Origin of the sequence: Luteibacter sp. 1214 (assembly GCF_031455395.1) — a bacterium.
Classification (GTDB): Bacteria; Pseudomonadota; Gammaproteobacteria; order Xanthomonadales; family Rhodanobacteraceae; genus Luteibacter; species Luteibacter mycovicinus.
Genome location: NZ_JAVDSQ010000001.1, coordinates 713995 through 736729, shown reverse-complemented (window position 1 = coordinate 736729; position 22735 = coordinate 713995). Strand labels below are relative to the sequence as shown.

At 66.9% G+C, this 22735-nt stretch carries 21 protein-coding genes; 8 read left to right on the top strand and 13 right to left on the bottom strand.

Annotated elements, in window-relative coordinates:
- Positions 1–717, top strand: a complete 717-nt coding sequence (locus J2X57_RS02960; protein WP_036113751.1) for a copper homeostasis protein CutC — start codon at positions 1–3, stop codon at positions 715–717.
- Between the two features lie 31 nt (positions 718–748).
- On the opposite strand, the gene J2X57_RS02955 is transcribed toward J2X57_RS02960, so the two are convergent.
- The 13 genes from J2X57_RS02955 to J2X57_RS02895 all read right to left on the bottom strand — a co-directional run bounded on the left by J2X57_RS02955 (position 749) and on the right by J2X57_RS02895 (position 15996).
- Positions 749–1606 (bottom strand): energy transducer TonB, encoded by an 858-nt coding sequence (locus J2X57_RS02955; protein ID WP_309863594.1) that lies wholly within the window; start codon positions 1604–1606, stop codon positions 749–751.
- Positions 1607–1646: 40 nt separating this feature from the next.
- Positions 1647–2294 carry a ligase-associated DNA damage response endonuclease PdeM gene (pdeM, locus tag J2X57_RS02950; RefSeq protein ID WP_309863591.1) on the bottom strand — a complete coding sequence of 216 codons (648 nt, stop codon included), beginning with the start codon at positions 2292–2294 and terminating at the stop codon, positions 1647–1649.
- Positions 2291–4741 (bottom strand): ligase-associated DNA damage response DEXH box helicase, encoded by a 2451-nt coding sequence (locus J2X57_RS02945; RefSeq protein WP_309863588.1) that lies wholly within the window; start codon positions 4739–4741, stop codon positions 2291–2293. Before J2X57_RS02945 ends, pdeM begins: the two co-directional genes overlap by 4 nt.
- A complete protein-coding gene (locus J2X57_RS02940; protein WP_309863585.1) occupies positions 4698–6293 on the bottom strand; it encodes an ATP-dependent DNA ligase in 1596 nt (531 codons plus the stop codon). The genes J2X57_RS02945 and J2X57_RS02940 overlap by 44 nt, the downstream gene beginning before the upstream one ends.
- Positions 6293–7315, bottom strand: a complete 1023-nt coding sequence (locus J2X57_RS02935; RefSeq protein ID WP_309863582.1) for a ligase-associated DNA damage response exonuclease — start codon at positions 7313–7315, stop codon at positions 6293–6295. Before J2X57_RS02935 ends, J2X57_RS02940 begins: the two co-directional genes overlap by 1 nt.
- 73 nt (positions 7316–7388) lie before the next feature.
- Positions 7389–9152, bottom strand: coding sequence for an ABC transporter transmembrane domain-containing protein (locus J2X57_RS02930; protein WP_309863579.1), 1764 nt, complete (start codon positions 9150–9152; stop codon positions 7389–7391).
- Between the two features lie 55 nt (positions 9153–9207).
- Positions 9208–9819, bottom strand: a complete 612-nt coding sequence (locus tag J2X57_RS02925; protein WP_309863576.1) for a YigZ family protein — start codon at positions 9817–9819, stop codon at positions 9208–9210.
- Positions 9816–10655, bottom strand: coding sequence for a hypothetical protein (locus J2X57_RS02920; protein WP_309863573.1), 840 nt, complete (start codon positions 10653–10655; stop codon positions 9816–9818). The genes J2X57_RS02925 and J2X57_RS02920 overlap by 4 nt, the downstream gene beginning before the upstream one ends.
- A gap of 1 nt (position 10656) precedes the next feature.
- The gene (locus J2X57_RS02915) at positions 10657–11211 is read right to left on the bottom strand and encodes an RNA polymerase sigma factor (protein WP_043693596.1); all 555 of its coding nucleotides are present in this window, start codon (positions 11209–11211) and stop codon (positions 10657–10659) included.
- Positions 11212–11222: 11 nt separating this feature from the next.
- A complete protein-coding gene (locus tag J2X57_RS02910) occupies positions 11223–13004 on the bottom strand; it encodes a VWA domain-containing protein (RefSeq protein WP_309863568.1) in 1782 nt (593 codons plus the stop codon).
- A 73-nt stretch (positions 13005–13077) separates the two neighbouring features.
- Positions 13078–14568: a GGDEF domain-containing protein gene (locus J2X57_RS02905; RefSeq protein ID WP_309863565.1), complete on the bottom strand. Its 1491-nt coding sequence runs from the start codon at positions 14566–14568 to the stop codon at positions 13078–13080.
- 133 nt (positions 14569–14701) lie between these two features.
- A complete protein-coding gene (locus J2X57_RS02900; protein WP_309863562.1) occupies positions 14702–15439 on the bottom strand; it encodes an anti-sigma factor in 738 nt (245 codons plus the stop codon).
- Positions 15436–15996 (bottom strand): sigma-70 family RNA polymerase sigma factor, encoded by a 561-nt coding sequence (locus J2X57_RS02895; protein ID WP_309863559.1) that lies wholly within the window; start codon positions 15994–15996, stop codon positions 15436–15438. The genes J2X57_RS02900 and J2X57_RS02895 overlap by 4 nt, the downstream gene beginning before the upstream one ends.
- Positions 15997–16147: 151 nt before the next feature.
- Here J2X57_RS02895 and J2X57_RS02890 point away from each other — a divergent pair, with 151 nt between their 5' ends.
- The 7 genes from J2X57_RS02890 to J2X57_RS02860 all read left to right on the top strand — a co-directional run bounded on the left by J2X57_RS02890 (position 16148) and on the right by J2X57_RS02860 (position 22725).
- Positions 16148–17098 carry an acyl-CoA desaturase gene (locus J2X57_RS02890; RefSeq protein ID WP_309863555.1) on the top strand — a complete coding sequence of 317 codons (951 nt, stop codon included), beginning with the start codon at positions 16148–16150 and terminating at the stop codon, positions 17096–17098.
- 1 nt (position 17099) lies between these two features.
- Entirely contained in the window at positions 17100–18365 is a 1266-nt protein-coding gene (locus tag J2X57_RS02885; RefSeq protein WP_043693604.1) for an FAD-dependent oxidoreductase, read from the top strand.
- On the top strand, positions 18362–19123 hold the full coding sequence (locus tag J2X57_RS02880) for a DUF1365 domain-containing protein (protein ID WP_309863551.1): 762 nt from the start codon (positions 18362–18364) through the stop codon (positions 19121–19123). The genes J2X57_RS02885 and J2X57_RS02880 overlap by 4 nt, the downstream gene beginning before the upstream one ends.
- A 4-nt stretch (positions 19124–19127) precedes the next feature.
- Positions 19128–20363 carry a cyclopropane-fatty-acyl-phospholipid synthase family protein gene (locus J2X57_RS02875; protein ID WP_309863549.1) on the top strand — a complete coding sequence of 412 codons (1236 nt, stop codon included), beginning with the start codon at positions 19128–19130 and terminating at the stop codon, positions 20361–20363.
- Positions 20360–21148 (top strand): DUF1295 domain-containing protein, encoded by a 789-nt coding sequence (locus tag J2X57_RS02870; protein ID WP_309863547.1) that lies wholly within the window; start codon positions 20360–20362, stop codon positions 21146–21148. Before J2X57_RS02875 ends, J2X57_RS02870 begins: the two co-directional genes overlap by 4 nt.
- Positions 21145–22224, top strand: coding sequence for a cyclopropane-fatty-acyl-phospholipid synthase family protein (locus tag J2X57_RS02865; RefSeq protein ID WP_308847790.1), 1080 nt, complete (start codon positions 21145–21147; stop codon positions 22222–22224). Before J2X57_RS02870 ends, J2X57_RS02865 begins: the two co-directional genes overlap by 4 nt.
- Before the next feature lie 123 nt (positions 22225–22347).
- Entirely contained in the window at positions 22348–22725 is a 378-nt protein-coding gene (locus tag J2X57_RS02860; protein WP_036113700.1) for a DUF427 domain-containing protein, read from the top strand.
- Positions 22726–22735: the final 10 nt, after the last annotated feature.

Here is a 22735-nt window from a genome sequence, read left to right as displayed (position 1 = left end):
ATGGCCTTGCTGGAAGTCGCGGCCAACTCCGTGGCCTCGGCGTTCGCCGCGCAGGAAGGCGGGGCAGGTCGTGTCGAACTGTGCGCCAGCCTCGACGAGGGTGGAGTCACACCCTCGCACGGGACGATCACCCTCGCTCGCGAAGGCCTGACGATTCCGCTGTATGTCCTTATTCGTCCTCGCGGGGGCGACTTTCTCTATGAAAACGTCGAGATCGAAGCGATGCTCGACGACATCGAGCACTGTCGCGATCTGGGTTGCGATGGCGTCGTCGTCGGCGCGCTGACCGCCGACGGCGAGATCGACACCGAGGCGTGTGGGATGTTTATCCGCGCCGCGGGAACGATGGGTGTGACCTTCCATCGTGCGTTCGATCTGGTGGCCGATCGCAGCGCGGCGCTGGAAGTCCTGATCGACCTTGGCTTCGAGCGGGTACTGACCTCGGGGGGCATGCCGAGTGCCGTGGCCGGAGCGGCATCGCTGGCGAGGCTCGTCGCCCAGGCAGGCGGCCGTATCGTCGTCATGCCGGGCGCCGGTGTCGAGCCAGGCAACGCCGCGGCACTGCGTGCGACCACGCGTGCGCGGGAGTTTCACGCCTCAGCCAAGCGGCGGCTTCCGTCGGGCATGCAACTGCCGGTCGATCCACTCGGCATGGGCGCGGGTGAAACGCGCACGGACGTCGAGACCGTGCGCGCGATCGTCGCCGCGCTGGCTTGATGGCGGGAGAAGCGTCGACCCAGCCCGCGCGCTAGCCCTTCGACACGGGCGTCGTCAGCTTCAGACCCGTACCGACGAGCTGGATCTGACCGTCGGGCAGGGCGTCGGTGCCGCCACCGGCCGCGCGGTCGTCATCGGCCCACGAGACGCGGTCTTTCGGGCCCGGTACATAGGCCTGCCACGTGGCGTATTCGGCGTCGGGGCTCGTGCGTTCGGTTCGGTACACGATGGGCACGCGCGTCACGTAATAGGGATCGTTGGCATGCAGCCCCGTGGTCGGAATGTGGAACGTCCAGTGCCTGGCGGCGGTCACGGAGGGGCTCGCCAGCACTTTCCGCCAGGCCTTCATGTCAGCGTCGCTGGAAACGACATTGAGGTTGACCTGTTCCGCCTCGGCATCGACCACCTTGCCGTCGCGCCCGATGCGCAGCAGGACGTAGACCGTTCCTCCCACGTGACCGCGCGCTGCGATCTGGGGATAAGCGGGCGGATTGCGTTCGATATAGGTGATCTGGTCCGTCGACGCGGCGTCGTAGTCACCGAAGGTGGCGCCCGAGATGCGCGCCGTGTAATCGCTGCTATCGGGCGTTTCATGTTTTGCGACGACGCGCAGCGACATGCGGGCTTTCGCCGTGACCGCCTGACCGTCACGCATGACCGGATCGAAGTGCCATTGCTGCGTCGCGTTGCTCACGAGAGCGGTGATATTGGCGGGAATTTTTTCCGCCTTATCCAGCTCGTAAGATTTCACGCTTCCATCGGGCGCGACGACGATCGTGCCGGTGAGCAGCATGCTGGCCTCGACCTGTTTGCGTACCGCGCCTGGGCCAGCGGCCAACGCCAGTCCCGTGACGGCAAGGGACGTCACACCAACGATAAAACGCTTCATGCGTATCACTCCGTGTCGGGATGTCCGCGGAGTATGCCATCTACACCATGACAGGTAACAAACCGGCAGGGGTCACCGCGACGATGCGCCGACCGGGTTTTGCCGGCGTTTCGTGCAGGCCGGTCAACGTACCGAAGGCGGGCAGCATGGCCACCTCGCGATCGAAGACGAAGGCGGGCAGGCGATGTTTACGCCAGCCGTCGCGGACGACGACGCCCGGGTGCACGTGTCCCGATAACGTATAGCCATCGCCGTGTGCCTCCGGATGATGCGCGAGCACGAACGGTGGTACCAGGAGCCGGTCGGGTCGTACGTCGATACCGAGCAGGCGCACGTCGAAGTGACGGTCGTGATTGCCGGCGACCAGAATGATGGCGATATCCGCATGCGCCTGTCGCCACTGACGCACACGTTCCACCCAGACACTGCGCTCCGTGGCCGCGCCATGCACCAGATCGCCGAGCACCACGATCGTCGCGGGAGCGAACGCGGCGATCAGGCCGTCGAGTCGTGCCAGATCGTCGTCCGTGTCGCCGCTGGGTACGGCGATGCCGGCGCGACGGAACACGGCGCCCTTACCGAAATGCACGTCCGACACGAGCAGCATGCGTTGCGCGTGCCAGTAGATGGCGCGTTCGCTGTGCAGGGTGAGGTGTTCACCGGCAACCTCGATCTCGTGCGTCGTCATCGGTCGGCTCCCGCTTCGAGCGTCGCCAGCATGCGTTCGACCCGGCTTTTCCAGTCGTCCGCCGCGATGCCTCCACGAAGCCGTTCGACCCACAGCGGAAAGGCCAGCGGCGTGAGCCGCTTCGGTTCGTTCCACAGCAGGCGTGACCGCGCGACGCGGACGAGGCAGTGGCGCAGCCGCGTGTAGTCGAGCTGCTGGTCCAGCACCTCGCGCTCCGCCTGCCAGAGCAGCGGGTGCTCCGGATCGTGGCGACGGAGCACGTCGTAAAGCAGTCCACTGGAAGCCTGTAGCTGACGCATCGTCTTGTTGTGCGCCGGGTAACCGTTGAACACCAGGCCCGCCACGCGTGCGATCTCGCGGAACTGTCGTTTCGCCAGTTCGGAAAGATTGACACTCGAGCGAATGTCGTCGCGAAGTCCCGCCGGATGCAGCAGCATGCGCATCGTTTCCGCATCGATGGCAGGCATGCGCGCGGCGGTGATCGTGAGCCCGTAGTCATTGACGGCGTAGCCATAATCGCCGGGCTGGATGCGCGCGAGCCTGAGTGCGATCACCGCCGCGAGGCCTTCATGCGCGAGGCGCCCCGCGAACGGATACACGAACAGATAGTCGCCTTCGCGCGTACGCGTGCTTTCGCAGAGCGTCTCATGAAGGTCGGGCACGCTCGAATGCTGGCGCTGGATGGAGAGCAGGGGAGTCAGCGCGCGCATTTCTGCTTCCCGGCCTTGCCCCGCCAGGGTGCGTCGCAGTTCGTCCGAAAGCTCGCCCGATAGCGGCAGCCGTCCACCCATCCAGCGGGGAACGCCGCCGCGACGGTTCGGTGCGGCACGTACGTAGGCCGTCATGTCGCGGACGCGAACCAGCTCGAGGTGGCGTCCGGCAAACAGGAAGCGGTCGCCGGGACGCAGTCGCGACAGAAAACTTTCCTCCACCGTGCCAAGCCGCGCGCCTTTCATGTAGCGCACGGCGAGGCTGCCGTCGGAGGTGATCGTGCCGATCGACAGGCGGTGCATGCGTGCGATGCGGCCGCTCTCCACGTGAAAGCGACCGTCGGTTGTCGCGAGCTTCTGGTATTCGGGATAGCTTGCGAGTGCCGAGCCGCCGGTGCGCAGGTATGCAAGCACGGCGTCGAAGCGTTCGCGCGGCAGGGAGGCATACGCCAGCGATGAGGTGATTTCCGCATACGCCTCGTCCGCCGTGAATCCGCCACCGAGTGCCATCGTCAGCAGATGCTGCGCGAGCACGTCGAGGCAACCGCGCATCGGGTGACGCGGTTCGAGGTGCCCCTCGTCGAGCGCGCGTCGTGCCGCGGCGATTTCAGCCAGTTCAAGCAGATGGGTGGGGACGCAGAGGATCTTCGACGGCACGCCGGGACGGTGGCCACTGCGACCGGCACGTTGCAACAACCGCGCGACGCTCTTCGGGCTGCCGATCTGGATGACGCGCTCCACGCTGGAAAAATCCACGCCGAGGTCGAGGCTGGAGGTGGCGACGACACAGCGCAGCGCGCCGATGCGCAGTTTCTCTTCGGTGGCCAGACGCAGCTTCGGATCGATCGAGCCGTGATGGAGGGCCAGCGTCTCGGGGGCTTCGGGCCAGACGGAGGCGAGCGCCTCGTGCCAGAGCTCGGCCTGAGAGCGAGTATTGGCGAAAACGAGGCTCGTGCGCGCGTCGAGCACCGCCTTGAGTACACGCGGAAGCTGCGACAAACCGAGATGGCCTGCCCAGGGAAACCGTTCACCGCCCTCGGGCAGCGCGGTCTCGATCGACGTCTTCTTCCGGCCACCGCCGCCGATCATGACGCCGTTACTCTCGCCGTTACCGACCAGCGCGCCCAGGGCTTCATCGAGATTGCCGAGCGTGGCCGAGAGGCCCCAGGTGCGCAGCTCGGGAAGCCAGTGGCGCAGGCGGGTCAGGCCGAGCTGGAGCAAGGTGCCGCGTTTGTTGCCGAGCAACTCATGCCATTCATCGACGACGATGCCGCGCAGTGTGGCGAAGCGTTCGCGCGCGTCGGGATAGCTCAGTAACAGTGCCAGGCTCTCGGGTGTCGTCACCAGCAACTCGCAGGCGCCACGCCGCAGACGGGCGCGCTCGGCGCTGCCACTGTCGCCGGTGCGGCGAAGTACGCGCCAGGACAACTCCATCGCCTCGACGGCTGCCGTGAGGTGCTGGGTGGTGTCGGTGGCCAGCGATCGCAGTGGCGTGATCCACAACAACTGCAGACCGGTTCGTGGCCGGAGCAATCCGTCGATCAGAGGGCCACCCGCCGCGGCCAGCGTCTTGCCGGTGCCGGTGGGTGCATGCACGAGCCCACTGCGGCCCTCCGCCCAGGCGCGCCACGCGGCGCGCTGGAACGGGGCCGGTCGCCGCTCCTGCGCGGCGAACCAGGCGACGAGGCGAGCCTCAGCCCGACGCCAGGCGGCGGAGGTCGTCGAGTTTGTCGGCATCGCGTATCGCAAGGTCGGTGCGCCAGCGGAGAATGCGCGGGAAACGCACCGCGACGCCGGCTTTGTGGCGGCCGGAGGCCTGGATCGCCTCGAAGGCGAGTTCGAAGACATGCGTGGGCTCGACCGAACGCACGGGGCCGAAGCGGTCGATGGTGTGAGCGCGTATCCAGCGGTCCAGCTTGCCGATTTCGCTGTCGTCGAGGCCGGAATACGCCTTGGCCACGGGTACCAGCGTCTCGCCGTCCCAGACGCCGAACGTGTAATCGGTGAACAGTCCCGAGCGCCGACCGTGGCCCGGCTGCGCGTAAAGCAGCACGGCATCGACGGTGTAGGGTTCCACCTTCCACTTCCACCAGTCGCCGCGCTTGCGTCCGACGCGGTAAGGAGAGTCGGTGCGTTTCAGCATCAGGCCTTCGGTGCGGCGTTCGCGTGACTCCGCGCGCACCTCGGCGAGCGATGCCCAGTCCGGCGCGGACACCGCGGGCGACACGGTCAGCGTCGGACCCCGTCCCTCCAGGAGGCTCGTGAGAAGTGCACGGCGCTCGGCCAGCGGGTGTTCGCGCAGATCCTTCCCACCGAGTTCGAGCAGGTCGTACGCCATGAGGCGCACGGGTGTATCGGCCAGCAGCTTCGGGCCGGGCTTCAGTTTGCCGATGCGCTTCTGCAAGGCGGCGAAGAGCAGGGGATGCGCCTCGTCCGGTAGCCACGCCAGGATTTCGCCGTCGATCACGCAGCCGTCAGGCAAGTCGGCGGCGGCCTGTTCGAGTTCCGGGAAGCGGCCATCCATGCGTTCTTCGCCACGGGACCAGATAAGTGCGCCATCGGCACGACGCATCAGCTGAGCGCGGATGCCGTCCCATTTCCATTCCGCCAGCCAATGGTGGATGTCGCCGAGGTTCTCCACACCCTGTTCCAGCGGTGAGGCAAGGAAAAACGGGTACGGACGTTCGCCCGCATGTTCGTCATCGCGTTCCGGACCGGCCAGTGCGCGAAAGGCCTCCGCCCCCGGCTTCCAGGTGCCGCTCAGGCGGTGGGCGATGAGATCGGTGGCAAGGTCGGACCACTGTGCCAGAGCCTGTACCACCAGCCGCTGCGACACGCCGACGCGAAGCGAGCCCGTGAGGAGCTTGTTGACGAGGAAAATCTGTTCCCTGGGCGTGGATCGCCACCATTCGCGGAGCAGGGCGATTCGCTCGCCCGGTTCGAGTTTGCCGATGGAGGGAAGGCGCGCTTCCATCCATACGTGCAGTGGCGTGTCTTCGCCCTCGTCGTCGATCGCGGGCAACATCAGCGCGATCGTTTCGGCAAGGTCGCCGACGTGCTGGTAACTGTCGTCGATGAGCCAGTCGGCGTAGCCCGTTTCGTCGGCGAGGGCGGTGCGCAGCTCGGTCGAGCTGGCGGTGCGTCTGAGCTTGCCGCCACCGAGGACATAGACGGCCCACGCCGCATCTTCAGCGGGCGCCACCGCGAAGTAAGCCGCCATGGCGTCGCGCTTTGCCGACGTCGATGCGGTGCGGTCCAGCGCTTCGAAAAGCTGGGCGAAGCGGCGCATCAGTCGCCTTCCTCACTGCTGCGTTCGTCCGGCATGGCGCCACCCAGTGACCGCAGCGGTCGCGCATCGTGACCCGTTTCGCGGAGATGGCGGATCAGTGCCTCCCCATCGCCGTGGGTGACATAGATGCGCTTCGCACCGCAGTCGTCGACACTGCGGATCAGGCCCGACCAGTCGGCATGGTCGGAGACGATGAAACCGCGGTCGTATCCGCGTCGGCGCCGCGCGCCGCGTACCTGCATCCAGCCCGAGGCGAAGCCGGTGGACGCCTTGGAAAACCGCTTCATCCATGGCGAGCCGGCGGCCGACGGCGGCGCCATCACCAGCTCGCCCGCGAAGTCGCGCCCCTTCGCCGAATCGCTCACCGGCACCGTGGGCAGCATGTGGACGCCGGCTTCGCGGTACGCCTCGACGAGGCGGACCATGGCGCCGTGCAGATGCACGGTACGGTCGGTGCGCGTGGCCAGTTCGGCAAGGATGCGCTGAGCTTTTCCCAACGCGTAAGAGAACAGCACGGCAGGTACGCCGCGCGCGGCGCATTCGTCGAGCCATGCAAGAATCTCTTCGACGACGCCCGACATGGGTGGCCAGCGATAGATCGGCAGACCGAACGTGGATTCGGTGACGAAGATGTCGCACGGCACGGGCTCGAAGGGCGCGCAGGTCGGATCGGGATCGCGCTTGTAGTCACCCGAAACCACCGCGACGAGGCCTCGGCCTTCGATGCGGATTTGCGCCGCGCCGAGCACGTGCCCGGAGGGATGCAGCGACAGCACGGTTCCACCCAGTGTGAATCGCTCGCCATAGGCGAACTCGCGGATGTCCGATGCGGCGCCCAGACGCTCACGCATGAGGCCGCCGCCGGCCCGGGCGACATGATAGAGACCGCTGCCCGATCTCGCATGATCGCCATGGGCGTGCGTCACCACGGCCCGCGGTACCGGTTGCATCGGATCGATGTAGAAGTCCCCCGCCGGGCAGTAAAGGCCTTCAGGTCGGGGTAGCAGCAGGTCGCTATCCATGAGGCGACGTTAGGCAGACGGGCGTCAACGCGGTGTGCGGATGACGGCAAGAGCCAAGTCTCCGCCGATGACCTCAGGCCACGAACTGCAGCCTGGCCAGCTCGGCGTAAAGCCCGCCCTCACGCAGCAGCGACTCATGCGTTCCCTGCGCCACGATCCGCCCACCATCCATGACCACGATGCGGTCCGCCCGCTGCACGGTCGCCAGCCGATGCGCGATCACCAGGGTGGTCCGGCCCTTCTCCAGTCGCTCCAGGGCGTGCTGGATCGCCGCCTCCGATTGCGCATCGAGCGCGGAAGTCGCCTCGTCGAGCAGCAACAGCGGCGCGTCGCGCAGGATCGCGCGTGCGATCGCGATGCGCTGTTTCTGGCCGCCGGACAGGCGGACACCACGCTCGCCCAGCGCCGCTTCATAGCCTTCCGGCAAGGCGCTGATGAAGCCATCGGCTTCCGCAAGACGCGCGGCTTCACGGACCTCGTCGTCCGTCGCATTCTCGCGGCCGAAGCGAATGTTGTCGGCGGCGCTGCCGCCGAAGATCACGGTTTCCTGCGGCACCAGCGCAATCGCGCCGCGCAGCTCGGGAAGAGCGAGGGCACGCAGGTCGACGCCGTCGACACGAACCGCGCCGGAGACCGGATCGTGGAAGCGCAGCAGCAGGCTGAAGACCGTGCTCTTGCCGGCTCCCGAAGGGCCGACGAGCGCGACCGTTTCACCGGGCGAGATCTCCAGGTCGAAGTCGGACAGGGCAGCCACATCGGGGCGCGACGGGTAGCGGAACTGCACCCGGTCGAAGCGCAGGGCGCCCCTGACCGGTCGCGGCAACGATTCGGGAGCGTCGGGGGTCGCGATGGTCGCCTTCTCGGCAAACAGCTCGCCGATGCGCTCCATGGCGCCGGCCGCGCGCAGCACGTCACCCCACACTTCCGAGAGGCCAGCCACCGAGCCCGCCGCGAAGATCGCGTAGAGGACGAACTGGCTGAGAATGCCGGGTTCCAGCGTACCCGCGATGACGTCACGGGCGCCGGCCCAGAGCACCAGCGTGATGGCGCCGAAGATCAATACGATCACGGCGGCGGTCAGCAGTGAACGCATACCGATACGACGACGCGCGGTAGCCAGTGCGAGCGAGATGGCATGCGCGTATCGACGGCTTTCCGTCGGCTCCCGCGCATAGGCTTTCACGGCCTGAGCCGCGTTCAGCGTCTCGTTGGCGACGGCGGCGGCGTCGGCTATGCGGTCCTGGCTGGTGCGCGACAGCTTCTGCACCCGGCGGCCGAAGATCAGGATCGGGAGCATCACGGCCGGAATCACGAGCGCGGTGAGCCCCGCCAGTCGCGGGCTGGTCCAGGCCATCGCCGCCGCGGCACCGATGAGCATCACGGCGCTGCGCAGCGCGACGGAAATGCCCGAGCCGATCAGGGTCTGGACGACCTCGGTGTCGGTGCCGAGGCGGGAAGTGAGCTCGCCCACACGTGTGCTCTCGAAGAAGCCCACATCCAGCTGGATGACATGCTTGTACAGGGAGGTCCGCAGCTCGGCCAGCGAGCGCTCGCCCAGCAGGGCGATGCAGTAGTAACGCGCGGCCGTGGCGATGGCCAGCACGATGGCCACGCCGAACAGCGCCAGGAAGGTGCCGTTGATGGTGGACAGATTGGCCGCAAGGAAACCGCGGTCGATGATGTGCCGCACGGCCACGGGAAGGGTCAGCGATGCACCGGAGGAAATGGCGAGGAAGATCAGCCACCCGATGGCCAGGCCCCTGTGCGGCTTGATGAAGGGCCACAGATTGCGCAAGGCACCGATTTTGCGTGACTTCTCCCTGCGTTCGACGGTCATGCGCGGTGGCTTCCTTTAGTCATTCGCCAACGGATGGGGCCTGGCGGTGCAGTATTCAACGCTCGTCGACTGCGTCGGCGCGTCGCGGCTGGATCTTGCCACGGGATACGTCGACGATGCGGGACGCGATCGCGTCGAGACGGTCGCGTGGCGCGCTCACCACCAGATCGGCGCCGTCGGCCACGAACCGCTCGCTTTCGATCAGGCCGTCCATGTCGCGGATACGCGCGGAGACCAGGGCGAGTTCGGAGAAGTCGCAGTGCAGGAGCAGCTGCCCCCGCAGCACGATGGGCGTGCGGGGTGCCAGGCGCAGGCATTCGGCGGCGCTGCCGCCATAAGCGCGGGCGAGGCCACCCGCACCCAGTTTGATGCCGCCGTACCAACGGGTGACCAGGACGGCGACGCGATCGCAAGCCTGGCCATCGATGGCGGCGAGGATCGGCCGGCCGGCGGTGCCACCGGGCTCGCCATCGTCATTGAAGCGGTAGGCGTCGCCGATGCGGTAGGCCCAGCAGTTGTGCGTGGCGGCGGGGTCGCCCGCCTCGTCGAACCACGCGAGCGCTTCTGCGGGCGAAGAGATCGGCGACGCCTGGGCGAGGAAACGGCTCTTCCTGATGTCCTCTTCGTGCTGCCATGGGGCTGCGAGGGTGTCCAGCGGTGTGCTCAAGGATTCAGATCGCGGAGGTCTTGGGGCAGGTCGTAGTGAGGATAACGGCGTCGGAAGTCGCGCAGCTGGCGGATTGCCTCGTCGCGCTGTCCCTGGTTGAGCAGCCGGCGAATGTCGCCGATGCGGTCGTCGGGCGGGAGATCGGTCTTCGGGCCCGGAGTGATCGGGCCCTCCGACGGGACAGCGCCGCGATGGCTATCGCTGTCGCCGGATGCGCTGGCGGGCGCTGGTTCCGCGAGAGCCGACGGCGCGGGCGGTGCAGGCGGCGCAGGGGGCGCGGGCGGCGGCGCGGGCACCGGAGCCATGTCAGCCTCGGCCGGTGCCGGTGCCGGTGCCGGTGCCGGTGCCGGTGCCGGTGCCGGCGCGGGTGTCGCGACGGGAGCGGACGATACGACAGGCGCCTCGGTGGCGACGCGGCCACTGCGAACGGCGTGGCGAGGGGTCGGCGCGACCGTGCTCGCCTTCATCGACGGCCTGGCCGCTTCGGCGGTTGTCCCGTCGACGCCCGTATCCGTCCGGACGGCGGAAGCCTTCGCTTCTTCGGCCGTGTGCGCCGCGGCCGGCGCGGCAGGAGCGGCCTCGGGACGCACGGTCAGGGGCGTCGTGTCGCGCACCTGCCAGGCCACACCGACGGCCAGCAACAGCACCGCGGCGGAGCCAAACGCCACGGGCCACCGCGGCCGGCGCCGCACCGGCGTCGCACGTGTCGCCTGGGCGAAGACGGCCGCATCGAGCGACGTGTCGGGTTCGACTTTCGGCAGGCGCGCGTAGAGTGCCCTGAGCGCCTGCTCGTCGGGCAGATCGTCGTCGCTGGGTGGAGGCGTGTTCGGATTCATGTCATTCGGCTACGAGTTCGCGGATGCGGGCCATGGCGTAGCGAAGTCGCGACTTGGCGGTTTCGCGTCCCACACCGGTGATGGTGGCGATCTCCTCCAGGGAAAGTTCGTTCTCCATGCGCAGCACGAACGCCGTGCGCTGCTCGTCGGGCAGGCTTTCGACCGCGCGCTGCATACGCCGGCGCAGTTCGAAATCGGACAGGGCATGCTCGGGTTGCTCGCGTTCGGGCGCGGCCTGCGCGGCGAACACCGCCTCGGTTTCCCGTTCGCCCGCCTGCGGTCGCTGGCGGCGGAAACTGTCGATCGCCAGGTTGTGCGCGATCTGCAAAAGCCAGGTGCTGAATTTCGCGTCGGGGCGGTAGCGGTCGCGCGCCACGATGACGCGGCTCCAGGTTTCCTGAAAAAGCTCATCCGCCAGCGCGCGGTCTTTGACCGTCTTCAGCAGGAAGCGGTACAGCGGGCCCTTGTGCCGGCTGTACAGCTCCCTGAACGCGGCCGCGTCCCCACCTGTCCAGGCGAGCATCAGTCCGCCATCGTCGGTCAGGGGAGCGTCCATGGCCGGGAAGGTTACGGCATTGCCACCGGCTCCGTCTGCATCCCACCCGCCAGTTCGGCAAGCCGCGCCATTTCCGCGCGATACCCGCCCTTGTCCGCGCCCAGCGACGCACGCGCCAGCGCCGCCACCTTCGAATAATCGAAGCCTTCCGCATACTTCCCGCCACGCAGGTTCTCGGCAAACGCGGCCACCGCGGCGGCGAACCGAATCCGCTCGCTCGGCGCCGCCGACACCGCCGGAAAAAGCGGCTGCTCGATCAACCGACTCGCACCGCCTTCGGGCGACTTGTAGCGCATCCGCAGCAAGGCGAGTTCGCTCCCCGCCGAGGCCGTCGGCTTGTCGCCGTAACGCAGCGGATCCATCCGCGCACCCTTCGCACCCTTCAAGGTGATCTCGTAAAGGGCCGTGACATTCGCACCGGCACCGATCTCGCCGGCATCGACCGCGTCGTTGTTGAAATCCTCGCGAGCCAGCACACGCTTCTCGTAACCGATGAGGCGGTACTCGGCGACGACACCGGGGTTGAACTCGACCTGGATCTTCACGTCCTTCGCGATGGTAAGCAGCGTCGCCGACATCTCGTCGACCAGCACGCGGCGGCCCTCCTCGAGGCTGTCGATGTAATGATGGCTGCCGTTGCCGGCATCGGCCAGTTCCACCGCCATGTCGTCATTGTAGTTGCCTTCGCCGAAGCCCAGCGTCGTCAACGCGACACCGCTTTTGCGCTTCTCGGCGATACGATCCTTCAGCTCCTTCACGCCCACCGTACCGACGTTGAAATCGCCGTCGGTGGCGAGGATCACACGGTTGACGCCGCCCTTGATGAAGCCCTTCGCCGCCTGCGCGTAGGCAAGGTCGAGACCCGCGGCACCGTTCGTCGACCCACCCGCGCCGAGCGCATCGATCGCAGCGTTGATGGTCGCGTGCTGGTCGCCCGGTGTGGACCGCAAGGCGACGCACGTCGCGCCAGCGTAGGTCACGAGCGAGATGCGGTCCTGGGCACGCAGCTTCGGCACCACCTGCTTCAGCGAGGCCTTCAACAGCGGCAGCTTGTCTTCCTCGCTCATCGAACCCGACACGTCGACCAGGAACACGAGGTTGGCCGCCGGAATCTCGCTGGCCGGCACGGCGTAGCCCTGAATACCGACAAGCAGCAACTGACGATCGGCGTTCCAGGGAGACGGTGCGAATTCGGTGGTGACGCTGAAGGGGCGCGCACGCGTGGTGGGTGGCGTGTAGCCGTAGTCGAAGTAGTTGATGAATTCCTCGGTACGCACGGCGTCGGCAGGCGGCAGGCGCCCTTCCTTCAGCATGTGCCGCACGTTCGTGTACGAGCCGGTATCGACATCGATGCTGAAGGTGGACACGGGATCGGCGGCGGCGAGATGCACGGGGTTGGCGTCGCGGTGTGCGTAATGGTCGCGGTCGATCGTTCCTGCGGCCATCACACCTTGCGAGGGCGACGCCCTGGCGGCCTCCAGCGAGGCGATCGGTGCCGCCGATAGCTGCGCCCCGGCCTCCGGTGAAGGTGCCGGCGGAGCAGGCGGTGCAGGCGGTGCAGGCGGTGGCGCGGGCACCGCGACGGGTGCCGCGGCGTATGCCCCGTTCATGGGCCCACCATGTCGGAAGCGCGGCGGAAACGCCTGGGCGGAGCAGTCATTGCCCGTGTCGACCGGCTCGGGCAGGGATGCGCGTGAGCGTGGCGCCGCCGTTTGTCCGGACGACGCGGCGCTGCCGGCGGCGGCGACCAGGCCGGCCAACAGCAGGGGCAGAGTGATGCGTAGCGTATTCATCGTGCACGACCTCGTGGGGGACATGACGGTGAAACGCGGAAGCAAGGCAAACGGGGTTAAAGCAATGACGCGATCAGGCCCGCGAGCTTTCGTTACGTGGTTCGACCGGCCCGCCGGCACGATTGCGACCGGCATGCTTGGCGCGGTACAGCGCACGGTCGGCGGCGTTGAGCAGGTCCAGCGGGCCGTTGTTGGCCGATGGCTGCGACGCCGCGACGCCGATCGTGATCGTCAACACGCCGAACGGGCTCATCGGGTGGATGATCGCCTGGGCCTCGACGTGCGCGCGCAGATCATCGGCGAGGGCCAGCGCTTCCTCGAGCCGTGTGCCCGGGGCGACCACGGCGAACTCCTCACCGCCGAAGCGTGCGATGAAGTCGCTGGGGCGCAGGCCACGTGCGGTCAGTGTCTCGGCGAGCGCGCGCAGGCAATCGTCGCCGGCGAGATGACCGTAGCGGTCGTTGTATTCCTTGAAGTAGTCCACGTCGATCATCAGGAGACCGATGGGCTCGCGCTGTCCCGGCCGATGCCATTCGCGCAGGAGGCGCTCGTCGAGCGCCCGGCGGTTGGCCAGTCCGGTAAGAGCGTCGACGAAGACCAGTCCCTGCAGTTCCTCGCGACTGCGCGACAGGCGGTATTCCTCTTCCACCAGATCCACCTGGGCAAGCGTGCCGCGCAGACCGATACCGATCACGGCGGCAATCGCGCCGGCGATACCCAGCGAGGGATAGCCGGGAATGACCATCAGGCCGAAGCCCAGAACACTCATGGCCAGAAACGTCGGGCTGGCGCTCTGCACGAAGCGCACGAGATAGACGGGCGGATGCCAGTGGCGCTGCGGAAGGCGCACGGCGATGGCGACGAACAACGCGAGAAAGGGGACGTCCAGCAAGGCGTCCCACGGCGACGTACCGAAATCCGGATGTCCGCCGAGTGCGACGTAGTGGTTGTAGAAGTAGCCGGCGAACGCGTAGCTGACGAAGAAGAACATGACCGATCGGAAGAAGGCGTGGTCGTCGCTACGGTCGGTGGCCAGGAAACGCAGCGAAGCCGCGACGGCCAGGCACGCGTTCTCGAAGTCGAGCATGTAGGCGACATCGATGGCCTGTTGCGGACCCATGGCCCCTTCGAGCGAAACGATCGAGAACGTACGTACGTAGAACAGCACGCCCAGCAGCGCGGCCAGTACCAGGTCGATCCCCATGGCCCAGTGTTTCCGCGCGGCCACCGGCGCGGACGACACGGCGACCAGTACCGGCAGGACGTACAGGATGTAGAAGAACATGCTGTCGCCAGGGGCGGGATTCGAGTTGTCGAGTGCGTAGTTCTGCCGGGCGGACAGCGACATGCCGATGACCCAAAGCGCGAGGCTGGCCAGGAGCAGCCACCAGCGCCGGTCGCGCGGCGGCCCCGAGCGACGCCAGGCATGCACGACGCTGCCCATCGCCAGCGCGGCCACGGAGAAAAAGAAAACGTACGACACCGCCATCCCGCGCGCGGGGAAGAGCGCGAGACCGGCAACGTGAGCCGCGACGATGAGGGCCGCGGCGGTGAGCGCTTTCATTGGCGTCCTTCCCCCGACTGCAACGCAGTAGTCATATCGGCGGGAAGAGCGGCAGGTTGAGGGCCATGACGCCATTGTTACGGCACGCTCGCCAGAAAGTGTGAAGTTCGCGGCCAGCGGGAGCGCCTCCGCGTCACGCGGCGCGGATCGCCCCCTTGGCAATGACCGGACCCGTGGGCTGGCCGGTAGGCGAGCCGCCGACCGGTTCCAGCGAAACCGCAAGCGCGGCTGTCGGGCCGAGCCGGTCGAGGAGGGCCTTCTCCAGGTGGAACCGCTTGGGATCGGTGGGCGGGAAGACGCCGACCGAAATCGGTTTGCCGCCCTCCGGAATCAGCCAGAGTTCGGTGTTCCGATCGGAGGCGACCGCGTCGGGGCTTGCCGGTACCACGAGCAGTTCGGAACGGTCGATGTCCATGGTTGCGGTCCAGCCGGCGACACCGTTTTCGCCGGCGATGGTGGAGACCATGAGCGTCGTCGGGCCGCTGGGCGCCGTCACGACCGGTGGAGCGACCGGCGTGGTCGGCCGGGTGACGGTCAGCACGAGCAGGCAGGCGGCCACGGCGGTGGCTCCCAGACCCAGCCAGCGCCACAGCGCGACGTTGTCCCAGACGCTGGTACGGGGCTGTTCCGCGGGAGCGTCGAAACGGAGGCGACGACGGATCGCGGCCCATACGTGCGGGGGCGGCACCTCGTCGGCGATCTCCAAGGCGAGCGGCGTCAGATGCCGCTGCCACAGCGCCACCGCGGCGGCGGCCTCGGGGCTGGTCTCGACCTCCCGTGCCACGGCGGCGCGCGCATCCGCATCGAGCAGGCCGAGAACGTACTCGGCATACCGTAAGTTGTCCTTGTCCGCTTCGAAAGTACTGTTCATGGATTGAGGCATGCCCTGAGCTGCAGGAGACCGCGACGGATCCAGCTTTTCATGGTGCCCAGGGGCACCTTTGCACGTTCCGCCAGCTCGTTATACGTAGCGCCGCCGAAAAAGGCTTCACGGATCGAGCGACGCTGTTGTTGCTCGAGCTCGGACAGGCAGGCACGCAGGCGGCGGTACTCCTCGTCGTTTTCCGCGTCATGGGCGGGACCAGGCGTGTCGTCGATCATGGCGTCGAAGTCGACGTCGTGCTGCTGGCGCATGTCCGGGCGCTGGCGGAGGCGATCGATGGCCTTGTTGCGCGCCACGGTCATCAGCCAGGTGACGGCGCTGGCCAGTACCGGGTCGAAGCTGCCGGCGCGCTTCCAGACGGTGACGAAGGCTTCCTGAAGGACCTCCTCGGCCTCGTCGCGATCGTTCATCACGCGCACGCACACGCCGAACAGGCGTGGTGACGTGCGACGGTAAAGCTCGGCGAAGGCGCGTTCGTCCCCGGCCGCGGTGCGTTGCAGAAGTCGGTTCAGCTCGTCGCGCTCGGCGGGGCTGGTGGCGGGCATACGTCGGGTTCCTTGGTCGGACGGGGCCGGTCAGCGTTGCATCACGTTCTATAGCATGAACCGTGTGCCCGGAGCATCGCGGCCAGGATCGTGCATCCGCCTGACTCCTCGTCCCGTATAGAGTGGAGAACCCACGGGAGCAGCCACGACCATGTCCTTCGATGCCGTCCAGAACGCCCCCCTGCCGCCTCGCAAGGCGGCATGGCGTCGCTGGTTCGATACGTCCGTTGCCGATGCGTCCGATGAGGCCCGTGCCGACCGGATCGACTGGCTGCGCGCGTCGCCGTTCGTGGTCATGCATCTCGCCTGCCTTGGCGCGATCTGGACCGGGGTGTCGCCCATAGCGATCGGTGTCGCCGTCGCGCTGTATGCGCTGCGGATGTTCGCGCTTACCGCGTTCTATCACCGGTACTTCTCGCATCGCACGTTCCGTACGTCGCGTGCGGTGCAGTTCGTCTTCGCGGTGATCGGCGCGAGTTGCGTGCAGCGCGGTCCGCTGTGGTGGGCGGCCCACCATCGCCATCACCACCGTCACACCGATACCCCGCTGGACCCGCATTCGCCGCGCGTGCATGGCTTCCTGTGGAGTCATGCGGGCTGGTTTCTGACGCCGCGTGGCTTCCGGACGCAGATCGACCGCGTGCCCGACCTCGCCGTGTACCCGGAGCTGCGCTGGCTGGACCGTTTTGACACGGCCGTGCCGGTGCTGCTGGCCGTCGCCCTGTTCGGGCTGGGAAAGCTTCTGCATTACGTCGCTCCCGGCCTGGGCACGGACGGCTGGCAGATGCTGGTGTGGGGATTCTTCATCTCCACCACCGTGCTGTTTCACGCCACGGTCACGATCAACTCACTGGCTCATCGTTATGGGCGCCGGCGTTTCGAGACCCGTGACGACAGCCGCAACAACCTCTGGCTGGCCCTGATCACCTTCGGCGAGGGCTGGCACAACAACCACCACTTTTTCCCGGGCACCGTTCGTCAGGGCTTTCGCTGGTGGGAGGTCGACATGACGTACTACGGCCTGGTCGCCATGTCGTGGCTGGGTCTGGTCCGTGACCTGAAGCCGATTCCCGCGTGGGTCGCGGCAAAGGCGAGGGGCTGACATGCGCGTTGCCGTTGTGGGATCGGGTATCGCCGGACTGGCTTCCGCCTGGCTGCTGTCGCGACGTCATGAGGTCACGCTGTTCGAGGCCAACGATTATCCCGGCGGCCACACCCATACGCACCGGGTGAGCCAGGCGGGTCGCGAATACGCGGTGGATACCGGCTTCATCGTGCACAACCGGGCGCACTATCCGCTGTTGTCGGCGTTCTTCGACGAACTCGGCGTGGCGACCCGGCCGACGACGATGAGCTTTTCGGTCCGCAACGATGCCACGGGCCTCGAGTATAACGCGACCACGCTGGACACGTTGTTCTGCCAGCGGCGCAATCTGGTGTCGCTGCGCTTCCTCGGGATGCTCAGGGACCTGGCGCGGTTCTATCGCGAAGCGCCGCGCCTGCTCGATGTGCCTGGCGAAGGCCCCGCGCTGGGGGCGTACCTCGAAGCCCATGGTTACGGCGAAGCCTTTCGTGATGAGCACCTGGTGCCCATGGCCTGCGCGCTGTGGTCGTCGCCGTCGTCGTCGATCCTCGGCTTCCCGGCGAAGTACCTCGTCAAGTTCATGGCCAATCATCACATGCTCCGGCTGACCGACCGGCCGGAGTGGCGCGTGGTCGAAGGCGGTTCGCGCACGTACGTCGACGCGTTGCGCTCACGCTGGGACGTACGGGAGCGCCTGAATACGCCGGTGGTCGGTGTTCGTCGCCACGACGATACTGTCGAAGTCGTGACGCACGCGGGCACGGAAGCTTTCGACGAACTCGTGCTGGCCTGCCATAGCGACCAGGCGCTGGCGCTGCTCGGCGACGCCGATGCGGTCGAGCGATCCGTGCTTGGCGCCATGACGTATCAGGCCAACGATACCGTGCTGCACACGGATGCCTCACTGCTGCCGAGGTCGCGCAAGGCGTGGGCCGCCTGGAACGCTTTCGTCCCCGCGGAACCGGGTGCCGCATGCACCGTCAGCTATTGCATGAACCTGCTGCAAGGCATCGATTCGCCCGATCCGTTCGTCGTGACGCTCAACCGGACCGGCGCGATCGACCCGGCGCGCATCCTGCGGCGCATGAGTTACCACCATCCGGTCTACACACACGCTTCGGTCGCCGCTCAGTCCCGCAAGGACGAGATCCAGGGCCAGCGTCGCACCTGGTTCGCCGGGGCTTACTGGGGCTGGGGCTTCCACGAGGACGGCATGCGCAGCGCGGTCGAACTCTCGCACGACTTCGAGCGCGTGGCGGCGCTACGTCGCGAGGCTATGGCATGACCGGCCGCTTCGCCAGCGCGATCTACGAAGGCGTGGTGACACACCATCGCCACGCGCCTCACGACCATGCATTCACCTACCGCATGGCGCAGGTGTACCTCGATCTCGACGAGGTCGATCGCGTCTTCGCGCGGCGCTGGTTGTGGTCGAACGGTCGGCGCAACCTCGCGGAGTTCCGTCGTTCCGACTATTTCGGCGATCCCGCCACGCCCCTGGCCGATGCCGTACGCGATCGCGCGGCCGAGGTACTGGGTCGCCGCCCGGCGGGGCCGGTGCGTCTGCTGACCCATCTGCGGTACGCGGGTATCGCATTCAATCCCGTGAGCTTTTATTACTGCTACGCCGCGGACGGGGTGACACTCGAGTGTGTGCTGGCGGAGATCACCAACACGCCCTGGCGCGAGCGGCACAGTTACGTGCTGGCGGCGGATGCCTCCGGGGGGCACGCGATCGATGCCGGGTTCGACAAGGTCTTCCACGTGTCTCCATTCATGCCGATGGAGCGCGTTTACCGGTGGCGGTTCACCGTACCTGGCGACACGCTGGCCGTTCATATGGACGTGATGCGCGACGGTGAGCGCGAATTCGACGCGCATCTCGCACTACGACGCCTGCCGCTCACGGGCGCATCGCTGGCGCGTGTCCTCTGGCGGTACCCGCTGATGACCGCGAAGGTCATCGGCGCCATCCATTTCGAAGCCATGCGCCTGTGGCTGAAGCGCAATCCCGTTTACGACCACCCGATGAAACAGGGCTGAGACCATGAATCGCATCGCTCGCACGGAAGAATTCGTCCCCGATTCGCGTAGCCACCGCTTCCTGCGGCGGATGTTGCTGGCGCGCATGGAGGGACTCCGGCATGGCCGCCTGACGATCCGCGATGCGCTGGGAGGCACCACGTTCGGTGAGTTCGTCGAGGGTGCGCCCGATGTCAGGATCGACGTGAACGATCTGGCGTTCTACAGGGCCGTGGCCGCCAACGGCAGCGTCGGTGCGGGCGAGGCGTTCATGGAGGGTCTCTGGACCTGCGACGACCTGGTCGGCCTGATCCGGCTGCTGGTCCGTAACCGCGACCGCCTCGACGGCATGGAGACCGGCCTGGCGCGCGTGGGCGGTATCGCCATGAAGGCATGGCATGCGTTGCGCGAAAACACCCGCGTGGGCAGTCGTCGAAACATCGCCGCGCATTACGATCTCGGCAACGATTTCTTCCGGTTGTTCCTCTCGTCAGACCTGATGTATTCCTCGGCGCTCTGGGAGAGTGAGGACGATACGCTGGAGGTCGCTTCCACGCGCAAACTCAATCGCATCTGCCAGTGGCTCGACCTCAGGCCCGGCGACAGCGTTCTCGAGATCGGTACGGGCTGGGGCGGCTTTGCCGTGCACGCGGCGCGCTATTTCGGTTGCCACGTGACCACCACCACGATCTCGCGTGAGCAGTTCGCGCTGGCGAGCGAGCGCGTCGCCCAAGCCGGGCTCGAAGATCGTGTGACGCTGCTGCTGGAGGACTACCGGGATCTTCGTGGCACCTACGACAAGGTCGTGTCCATCGAGATGATCGAGGCGATCGGCGCAAAGTACCAGGAGACCTATTTCGCCAAGATCCGTAGCGTGTTGCGGCCTGGTGGTCGCGCGCTGATCCAGGCGATCACCATCGAAGACGATCGCTACGCACAGGCGCTTCGCTCGGTGGATTTCATCAAACGCCATATTTTCCCCGGCAGTTTCATACCGTCAGTGCAAGGCATGCTGGCGGCCAAGACCCGGGCGACCGATCTGGCGCTGGTTCGCTTCGAAGACTTCGGCCAGTCCTATGCGCGGACCTTGCATGCGTGGCGCGAGCGCTTCATGGCCAGTCTGGTCGAAGTGCGCGGCCAGGGGTTCGATCAGCGGTTCATCCGTATGTGGGAGTTTTATCTCGCGTACTGCGAAGGCGGTTTCATCGAGCGGTCGATCGGTGTGGCGCACCTTCTCTTCGAAAAGCCGCGCCTGTCATGAGTACGTCACACACCTTCCTCGCCATATGGCTGGCCGCGGCATGGATGATGGCCGCTGGCTGGGCCTGGCAGTGGCGCAAGAACAATGCCGGTATCGTCGACGTTCTCTGGTCGATCGGCGTGGGTGGCGCGGCCGTATGGGCGGCGCTGGCAGGATCGGGCGCGGGAGCGACGCGCGCGGTGATGGCGATCCTGGGTGGATTGTGGGGCGGGCGTCTTGCGCTGCACCTCTGGCGGCGTGTGCGTGGTGAGGCCGAAGACGGGCGTTACCGCGCGCTTCGTGCCCACTGGCACGGACACCAGGGCAAATTCTTCGCGTTTTTTCAGTTTCAGGCATTCCTCGTCGCGCTCTTCGCGGTGCCGTTCGTCGCCGTGGCGGCCAACCCGGCGACCCATGCCGGCTGGATCGGCGTAGCGATCGCGGTCTGGCTCGTCGGCGTGGTGGGTGAGTCGATGGCCGACCGGCAGCTCGCACATTTCCGTGCGCAGCCGGCGAACCGCGGCAAAACCTGTCGCGACGGATTCTGGCGTTACTCACGCCACCCGAACTATTTCTTCGAATGGCTGCACTGGTTCGCCTATGTCGCACTCGCGGTGGGCTCGCCGGTGGGCTGGCTGGCATGGAGCGGTCCGCTGGTGATGTTCCTGTTTCTGCGCTTCGTCAGCGGCGTGCCGTACACGGAGACCCAGGCGCTGCGTTCGCGTGGCGATGAATACCGGCGATACCAGCGCGACACCCCGATGTTTTTCCCCTGGTTTCCCTCACGGCATAGCGAGGACACATGAATACGACGGCCGATTCCACCCGTTACACCCGTGAGGATCAGGCGGCGTCCGGACTGCTCGGGCTCGCCGAGCGCGGTACGCTGCCCGACGCGCTGATTCGCGCGGGCATCCGGCGACTCTGCGCGAAACGCCTGGCGGAGGAAGGCGAGGGCGGCCTGACCACGGTGGCCGCCCGCTATCAGTCGCGCATCGATGCACTCAGGCAGAGTGCGGTTGCCGTCCATACGGACGCCGCCAACGGCCAGCATTACGAGCTCCCGGCACGCTTCTTCGAGCTGTGCCTGGGGCCGCGCCTGAAGTATTCCGGCTGTCTGTATCCCACCGGTGCGGAGACGCTCGCGCAGGCCGAGGATGCGATGCTCGACGTCTACGGCCGACGTGCGGAGCTGGCGGACGGGCAGACCATTCTCGAGCTCGGCTGTGGCTGGGGTTCGCTGACGCTGTGGATGGCGCGCCGCTTCCCCAATGCGCGGATCACCGCCGTATCCAATTCGCAGGGGCAGCGTCGGCACATCGAGGCGCGATGCGTCGAGCTGGGGCTGGACAACGTCCGGGTGATCACGGCGGACGTCAACGCGCTGGAGCTCCCTGCGGGCGGGTTCGACCGCTGCGTGTCGGTCGAAATGTTCGAACACATGCGCAACTACGAGACCCTGCTGTCGCGCATCGGCACCTGGCTCCGGCCCGGTGGCAAGCTCTTCGTGCATATCTTCGCCCATCGCCAGTTCATGTACCCCTTCGAGACGGACGGGGAGGACGACTGGATGGGGCGGCACTTCTTCACCGGCGGCCTCATGCCGGCTTCCGACACCCTGCTCTGGTTCCAGCAGGACCTGAAGATCGAGGATCGCTGGCACGTGGACGGAAGCCATTACGAGCGCACCGCCAATCACTGGCTGGCCAATCAGGACGCCGCCCGCGACGAGGTCATGGCGGTGCTGCGTGAAGCCTACGGGGACGCCGCGGGACTGTGGTTCCAGCGCTGGCGCATATTCTGGATGTCCTGCGCCGAGCTTTTCGGGTACGCGAATGGACAGGAGTGGCTCGTCGCGCACTACCGGTTCGCGCGGTCGTAAGCGCCAATCCAGTCATCTGTGCCTGCGGGTAATTTCACCTTTTCCGGTTTGTCGCCTTGGATTCGTCGCTGTCCGGTCGCAGGATGACTGGTCTGCGGCGATTCCGCCGCGAAGGAGAGTGAAATGTCCTCACGTCCCGTCAGGATCCCCGGCCCCGATCATCCCATCACCGTGACCCCGGCCGGCGGTCGCGTCGTCGTCCGCGATGGCGACCGCGTCATCGTCGACACCCGCGACGCGCTGGTCCTTCAGGAGGCCAGCTACGCGCCGGTCTTTTATCTGCCACGCAAGGATGCCGATATGCAGGCTCTGAGCCGTACGGCCCATCACTCCTGGTGCCCGTACAAGGGCGAGGCGTCGTATTACAGCCTGCCCGGCGACAGCGAGCGGGCGGTCAACGCCATATGGACCTACGAGCAACCCCATGACGCGGTCGCGTCGATCGACGGCCACCTCGCGTTCTACGCGGACCGCGTCACCATCGAGCACACGCCCGACTGAACCGCCCGCA

Excerpts from the sequence above, each read along its gene's own strand:
- J2X57_RS02900 (WP_309863562.1), bottom strand. The coding sequence starts at position 15,439 with ATGAACAGTACTTTCGAAGCGGACAAGGACAACTTACGGTATGCCGAG.
- J2X57_RS02930 (WP_309863579.1), bottom strand. The coding sequence starts at position 9,152 with ATGACCGTCGAACGCAGGGAGAAGTCACGCAAAATCGGTGCCTTGCGC.
- J2X57_RS02920 (WP_309863573.1), bottom strand. The coding sequence starts at position 10,655 with ATGAATCCGAACACGCCTCCACCCAGCGACGACGATCTGCCCGACGAG.
- J2X57_RS02905 (WP_309863565.1), bottom strand. The coding sequence starts at position 14,568 with ATGAAAGCGCTCACCGCCGCGGCCCTCATCGTCGCGGCTCACGTTGCC.
- pdeM (WP_309863591.1), bottom strand. The coding sequence starts at position 2,294 with ATGACGACGCACGAGATCGAGGTTGCCGGTGAACACCTCACCCTGCAC.
- J2X57_RS02875 (WP_309863549.1), top strand. The coding sequence starts at position 19,128 with ATGAATCGCATCGCTCGCACGGAAGAATTCGTCCCCGATTCGCGTAGC.
- J2X57_RS02860 (WP_036113700.1), top strand. The coding sequence starts at position 22,348 with ATGTCCTCACGTCCCGTCAGGATCCCCGGCCCCGATCATCCCATCACC.
- J2X57_RS02870 (WP_309863547.1), top strand. The coding sequence starts at position 20,360 with ATGAGTACGTCACACACCTTCCTCGCCATATGGCTGGCCGCGGCATGG.
- J2X57_RS02945 (WP_309863588.1), bottom strand. The coding sequence starts at position 4,741 with ATGCCGACAAACTCGACGACCTCCGCCGCCTGGCGTCGGGCTGAGGCT.
- J2X57_RS02910 (WP_309863568.1), bottom strand. The coding sequence starts at position 13,004 with ATGAATACGCTACGCATCACTCTGCCCCTGCTGTTGGCCGGCCTGGTC.
- J2X57_RS02890 (WP_309863555.1), top strand. The coding sequence starts at position 16,148 with ATGTCCTTCGATGCCGTCCAGAACGCCCCCCTGCCGCCTCGCAAGGCG.
- J2X57_RS02895 (WP_309863559.1), bottom strand. The coding sequence starts at position 15,996 with ATGCCCGCCACCAGCCCCGCCGAGCGCGACGAGCTGAACCGACTTCTG.
- J2X57_RS02865 (WP_308847790.1), top strand. The coding sequence starts at position 21,145 with ATGAATACGACGGCCGATTCCACCCGTTACACCCGTGAGGATCAGGCG.
- J2X57_RS02960 (WP_036113751.1), top strand. The coding sequence starts at position 1 with ATGGCCTTGCTGGAAGTCGCGGCCAACTCCGTGGCCTCGGCGTTCGCC.
- J2X57_RS02880 (WP_309863551.1), top strand. The coding sequence starts at position 18,362 with ATGACCGGCCGCTTCGCCAGCGCGATCTACGAAGGCGTGGTGACACAC.
- J2X57_RS02885 (WP_043693604.1), top strand. The coding sequence starts at position 17,100 with ATGCGCGTTGCCGTTGTGGGATCGGGTATCGCCGGACTGGCTTCCGCC.
- J2X57_RS02940 (WP_309863585.1), bottom strand. The coding sequence starts at position 6,293 with ATGCGCCGCTTCGCCCAGCTTTTCGAAGCGCTGGACCGCACCGCATCG.
- J2X57_RS02955 (WP_309863594.1), bottom strand. The coding sequence starts at position 1,606 with ATGAAGCGTTTTATCGTTGGTGTGACGTCCCTTGCCGTCACGGGACTG.
- J2X57_RS02915 (WP_043693596.1), bottom strand. The coding sequence starts at position 11,211 with ATGGACGCTCCCCTGACCGACGATGGCGGACTGATGCTCGCCTGGACA.
- J2X57_RS02935 (WP_309863582.1), bottom strand. The coding sequence starts at position 7,315 with ATGGATAGCGACCTGCTGCTACCCCGACCTGAAGGCCTTTACTGCCCG.